General features: G+C 79.7%; 5 protein-coding genes. 1 reads left to right on the top strand and 4 read right to left on the bottom strand.

Going from position 1 to position 3,569, the window contains the following annotated elements; all coding sequences use genetic code 11:
* A partial coding sequence (locus tag FA014_RS18800) for a M20/M25/M40 family metallo-hydrolase (RefSeq protein ID WP_154731136.1) occupies positions 1–202 on the top strand: 202 nt, incomplete at its 5' end.
* A gap of 15 nt (positions 203–217) precedes the next feature.
* Here FA014_RS18800 and FA014_RS18795 read toward each other — a convergent pair.
* From FA014_RS18795 to FA014_RS18780, 4 genes are all read right to left on the bottom strand, one after another.
* Positions 218–1,072 (bottom strand): aminotransferase class IV, encoded by an 855-nt coding sequence (locus FA014_RS18795; RefSeq protein WP_230323419.1) that lies wholly within the window; start codon positions 1,070–1,072, stop codon positions 218–220.
* 129 nt (positions 1,073–1,201) lie between these two features.
* Entirely contained in the window at positions 1,202–1,759 is a 558-nt protein-coding gene (locus FA014_RS18790) for a flavodoxin family protein (RefSeq protein ID WP_154731135.1), read from the bottom strand.
* A gap of 140 nt (positions 1,760–1,899) precedes the next feature.
* Entirely contained in the window at positions 1,900–2,631 is a 732-nt protein-coding gene (locus FA014_RS18785; RefSeq protein WP_154731134.1) for an ANTAR domain-containing protein, read from the bottom strand.
* 235 nt (positions 2,632–2,866) lie between these two features.
* Positions 2,867–3,421, bottom strand: a complete 555-nt coding sequence (locus FA014_RS18780; RefSeq protein WP_154731133.1) for a hypothetical protein — start codon at positions 3,419–3,421, stop codon at positions 2,867–2,869.
* Positions 3,422–3,569 lie beyond the last annotated feature (148 nt).

Genomic DNA, 3,569 nt, shown 5'->3' with positions numbered 1-3,569 from the left:
GATCTCGCGGGTCGGGCAGCAGGTCACCGGCGTGCCGGCTCCCGGGGCGGCGGACACGAACCTCACGGCGGCGGCGGGTCTGCCGACGCTCGACGGGTTCGGACCCGGCGGCGGCGGCGCCCACGCGGCGACGGAGCACGTGCGGCTGCCGACGGTGTCGGCGCGGGCGGCGCTCCTGGCCGCCGCCCTGCACGGGGTCTGACGCGGCCGGCCGGGGTCAGGGGTCGACGAGCTCGCGCTGGCGCGCGGCGAACACCCGGGCGACCTCGCGCGTCACCGGGCCCGGCGCTCCCCCGCCCACCGGCACCCCGTCGACGGCGACCACCGCCTGCACGTCCCGGGCGGTCGAGGTCAGGAACACCTCGTCCGAGGTGGTCAGCGCGTCGTACGGCAGGTCCACCTCGCGCGCGCCGTGCCACTCCAGCACGAGCGCGCGGGTCACCCCGGCGAGGCAGCCCGAGGACAGCGGCGGGGTGAGCAGCTCGCCGTCACGTACCACGAACACGTTGGTGCCGGTGCCCTCGCACAGCTGCCCCCGGGTGTTCGCGAACACGGCCTCGCTGGCCCCGGCGGCGTGCGCCCGGGCGAGCGCGAGCACGTTCTCGCCGTACGAGGTCGTCTTCAGGCCGGTGAGCGCGCCCACGTCGTTGCGGCGGAACGGCACGGTGATCACGCCCGTCGCGGGGTCCGGGTCGTGGCCGGGCGTGACGCCGAGCACCAGCGTCGGCGGCCCGTCGACCCGGCCGCTGCCCAGGATGCCGGGGCCGCCGGTGAAGGTGACGCGCAGCAGGTCGAACCCGGTGGTCAGCACGTCGGCGTTCGCCTCGACCACCTCCTGCGCCGCGCGCCGGACGAGCTCCGGGTCGAAGCCGGGCAGGCCGATGCCGGCCGCGGACCGCGCCATCCGCGCGACGTGCCGGGACAGCGCGAACAGCCGCCCGTGGTCGATCTTGACCGCCTCGAACACCCCGTCGCCGACCACGAACCCGTGGTCCCGGGCGGAGGTCGTCGCCTCCGCCTCGGGCACCAGGCGCCCGTTGACCCAGAACACCGTCGACGTCACGTCCGCCACCGCTGCGCTCCCGCGTGCCTCGCGCCCGCGCGCTCCGCGGGCCGTCCCGGGCAGCCTAGCCGCGCCCCCGCCGAGGTGGCCCGCCGCGTTCGGACGGAGCTGTGGGGCCAGGCGGAGCGGCCCGCCCCCTCAGGCGGGGTGGCCCGCCCCGGTCAGGCCGGCCGCCCGGGCGACCTCCCGCCCCCACGCCGACGCCCGGTCCAGCTCGCCGTCGACGAGCGGCCCGTGCATCCCGGCGACGTGGAACCCCGCGGGCGGGAGCACGACCCGGCAGCCCGCCCGGCGCAGCCGCTTGGCCATGCCCGCCGAGGCGCGCTTCGGCACGGGCCGGTCCACCCGCGTGTCGTAGGCCGCGGCGGGGGTGCCCTCCGCGGTGTCCAGGGCCTCGAGCCACTCGCGCACGCCGCGGCCGCTGTCGGCGTCGGGCTCGGCCTCCGCCCGGCGACGGGCCTCGGGGTCGTCGAGGTGGTCCGCACGGCTCCGCCGCGTCTCGGGGCGGCTGAGCGAGAACGCGTGCGTCGGGCCGCCGACCACGACCAGGTCGGTGCTCAGCGCGTCCGGCGCCGCGAGCACGCTGACCACCTCGACGTCCGCGCCCGGTGCCGCGTCCCGCAGGCCGGCGGCCACCGCCTCGGCGACGGCGTGGCTGTTCCCGAACATGCTCTCGTACACGACGTGCGCGCGCATGGCTGCCTCCCCTGGCTCCCGCGGCCGGCGGTGCGACGCCGCCCCGCCCGTGCGGGCCACGCTAGGGGCGCGCCCGGGCGCGCGGGTGGGCCGACGGTCCCGGGTCGCCGTGCCGTCGGCACGCCCGGCGGGAGGAGGGCTCAGGAGCGGCGCGCGGCCTTGGCGGCCCCGCCGCCGAGCCCCCCGCGCCCGCCGGGCCGGACGGCCCGCCGCACCACCGACGCCGCGACGGCCTCCAGGGTCCGGCCCTGCGAGGCGCGCAGCACGTCGAGCACGTGCCGCGCCTCGTCCTCGTCGCAGCCCCGCACCTCCATGAGCACCCCGACGGCGTGGTCGACGGAGGCCCGGGTGAGCCGAGCGGCCTCCGCCTCCGGGAGCACCGGGTCGCGGGCGGGGATCGTGCTGTGCAGCTCGATCAGCGACGCCATCTCCCCGGCGAAGCCCGACGCCCGTCGCACCACCTCGGGGTCGCAGGGGCCGGGCTCGTCCAGGTAGAGCGTCAGCGCGGCCGTGCCGCCCCGGTTGAGCGGCGCGGGGATCGCCAGGACGCTGCGGAAGCCGGCGCGGAGCGCGGCCGCCCGCCACGGCCCCGCGGCGGGCCCGGCGGCGTCGCGCAGGTCGGGCAGGACCAGCGGGGCGCCGGTGCCGACCGCGTCCCGCCAGGGACCGGCGCCGTCGGCGGCGGCGCCGGTGCGGGTCAGCCGGTCACCCGCCGACGCGATCAGCCAGTCCGCGCCGCGCCGCTGCGCGTGCACCGCGCCCTCCACGGGGCTCCCCGTCCGGCGCGACACCAGGCGCACCAGGTCGTCCAGGAGCGCCAGCACGCTGCGCGCGGGCTCCGTGCCCGGCCACACCGCACACACCTCAGCCATCGTCCGTCCGTCCCCCTGGGCAGCACGTGCGGGACTCCTCGCCGAGACCCTGCACCGGTCGCGCGCTGCCGGCGCGCACGCCCATCGTGGCACGCCACATCGGGCCGAGATGCCCGATTCGTCCCGAGATCGTGCCCACTTCGCGCCGATTAGCCCTGCCGGGTGACCCGCGGGGCGCCGGATCCGGGCGGATCCGGGCGGCCGGCGGGCGGACCGGCGACCGGGCGGGCGGCGGTCAGGCGGTCAGCGGGCCGCCGGTGCCGCCGTCCGCGAACGTCGCCCGCCGCGCGAGCACCGCGTCCTCCAGGTCCGCGACCGGCACGTCCTCCGCCCAGGCGCGGGCCCGGAGCAGCGCCGCCGCGTCGTCCGGGGTGAGACCGGTCTGCGCCACCAGCATGCCGACCGCCCGGTGCCGGCGCGCCCGCGCGGACGCGCCCGCCACCGCGGGCCCCACGAGCGCCGGACCGAGCGCGTCGGCGAGCACCTGGCCGTCCGCCAGCACCTCGGCCGTCGCCAGCCGCGCCGGCCCGTGCACGGTCAGGGCCGCCACCGGTCGCCCGTCCACCCGCACGGGCCAGGCCCGGACGGTCACGGCGTCGGCGGGGTCGACGACGCCGCCGGCGAGCACCGCGAACACCGGCGGCACCTCGGGGACGTCGGGCGGGAGCTCCGCGGGGCGACCCGGCGCACCCGGTCCGAGCACGGTGCCGACGCTGCGCCCGTGCCTGGCCGCTCGGGACGCCGGCCCGTCGCCCACCAGCTCCTCGACCTCGGCGAGCCGGGCCGCCACGTCGTCGGTCGCGCACGCCGTGTACCGGGCGGGGCCCGCGGGCGCGCAGGTACTGGTGCAGCGTCGCCTTGTCGTCCATGGGCCCAGTGTGCCGTCGCGGTCCGACACGCGCCGGGGCGGTGCGGACGGGCGGGCGACGCGGGTGGCG

The organism is Cellulomonas hominis (assembly GCF_005239125.1).
GTDB classification, from domain to species: domain Bacteria; phylum Actinomycetota; class Actinomycetes; order Actinomycetales; family Cellulomonadaceae; genus Cellulomonas; species Cellulomonas hominis_A.
The sequence above is the reverse complement of the archived record's forward strand: the minus strand, read 5'-3'. Positions and strand labels throughout refer to the sequence as shown.